The sequence below is a fragment of the Roseicyclus sp. genome, from assembly GCF_018402035.1.
GTDB lineage: Bacteria > Pseudomonadota > Alphaproteobacteria > Rhodobacterales > Rhodobacteraceae > Roseicyclus.
In genome coordinates, this window is record NZ_JAGYJN010000062.1 from 1 (window position 1) to 1,674 (window position 1,674).

3 protein-coding genes are annotated in these 1,674 nt (G+C 61.0%); all 3 read right to left on the minus strand.

All coding sequences use genetic code 11. The features are described 5' to 3' along the window. Positions 1–185 (minus strand): hypothetical protein (locus KG698_RS15140; RefSeq protein WP_213686376.1); only part of this gene is annotated, 185 nt, incomplete at its 3' end. Positions 186–191: 6 nt separating this feature from the next. Next, positions 192–770, minus strand: a complete 579-nt coding sequence (locus tag KG698_RS15145) for a toxin-activating lysine-acyltransferase (protein ID WP_213686377.1) — start codon at positions 768–770, stop codon at positions 192–194. A gap of 93 nt (positions 771–863) precedes the next feature. Next, positions 864–1,674: Hint domain-containing protein (locus KG698_RS15150; protein WP_213686378.1), on the minus strand; the 811-nt coding region annotated here is incomplete at its 5' end.

Below are 1,674 nucleotides of genomic sequence, written 5' to 3' on the forward strand. Positions count from 1 at the left end.
CCACCCCCGTCAGCTACGTCGAAGTTCCCCGTTACTGTGTAGGTCGATCCCGTCCAGGACGAAAGATCGACTTCTATGAAATATCTGTCCGGGTGTTGCCACGCTGCTGGCACACCCGTGAAAAAGTTGCCGTTTTCGTTGAAGCCGGACACAACCCGCTCACTGAACGTACCTGACATTCCCATGACTTTTTACTCCCCGGACAACTGATAGCTTTCCAACAACTTCGCCCCGAAGCGGCCATGCCCGCGGCGTCGTATTTCGACGACCCGAACACGATCATTCTGCGGCTTGAATCGGTTGTAGCGCAGGCGGTCCATCCCGCCCGGCGCCGTGTCGCGCAGCCAGCGCAGCACGGACAGGCCGCTGCCCTGGCCGAAGGGCGCAAGGAATTCCATGATCCAGAGATTGCGCCCCGACGCCCATTCCTCGGGCGCGAGCAATTGCCCGGCGCGCATCCGGGCCTCGACTTCGTCCGAAAGTAACGCCCAGGTCAGGCCCGCCCGCGGCACACCATCCTGATCATTCACGATCCAGTAGAAATTGCGCTCGACCGGTGGCCTGAGCTGGGCCCGCATCACGTCGACGCTGACGCGCCGGTGATGGGGGCTATTCATGTAGAGATAAGTAAAGGCGCCATAGGCGCCCAGCGTCCGGTCGGGGGACGGACGGGACGCTGTGTCAGACGTTTCACGCATTGCGACACCCGAATCCCGGCATTGCCGCATGCTCGCGCGAAACGCCGCAAAATCATCATAAACCCACAACATACGACCGCGGTAGGACAGAGTCTGTCAACCAAAAATTCATGTTTCGCGGGCAGCGGATGGCGACCGCACGTTGCGCGCCGCCCGCTTCCCCGATCAAGCTGCCAGCACGATCCCCAGCCTTGCGCGCAGCGCGGGCGGTAACTGTCGCGCACTGGTCACGCGGGGGGCGGGGTGTTCGGGGATCATCCGGCCCTCGCCGTAAAACGCGATGTAGTCGGCGTAGTTGTCGAAGCCCTGCCGCCCGGCATAGTCGATATAGGTCTCGGTCGGCGTGCCTTCGGCGAGGATGATGTCATGGGCATCCGTCTCGACATGGTAAACGGTGAAGCTGTCGCCCAGTTCCGCGAGCCGCACGCAGTCGATGGTGGTGCCATTCACCAGCGCACCCGCGTTGATCAGCAGCCCGTCGATCATCAGCGCATGATCGGCTGTCAGCACCAGATCGCGTGCCGGCACGCCCGAACCCAGCGCCCCCGCCCGCACCCGCACCAGCTGAAGTCGTTCCGCCATGTGAAAGCGGGTCGCAATAATTTGGCGGAAATTGAACCGCACCGGCACGAACCGCCCTTCAAGCGTGGCAACAAGCGATCCGGGGGAGAGGGTTTCGACGGGCGTCATGCCATCCGGTGTGAGGATCGCGGTCCCCATCGCGAAACAGTGGAAGGTTATGGTGACGGTATCCCGAACGTCATCTTCCGGCGCAGCGGGATCGTTGTTGTTCACTTCGAATGTATCGCTGAAGTGGAACGGTGTGATGAGCACCGAATTCAGGACGTCTAGATTATAGGTAACGCTGAATTCACCGTTGCCCAAATCCATAAAGGTGCCCAATGACGGGGCCCCAGGGGGAGAAATAGCCCCGACGAGTGAACCCGAAATATTGATGGTGATCTGGGAGTCGTCA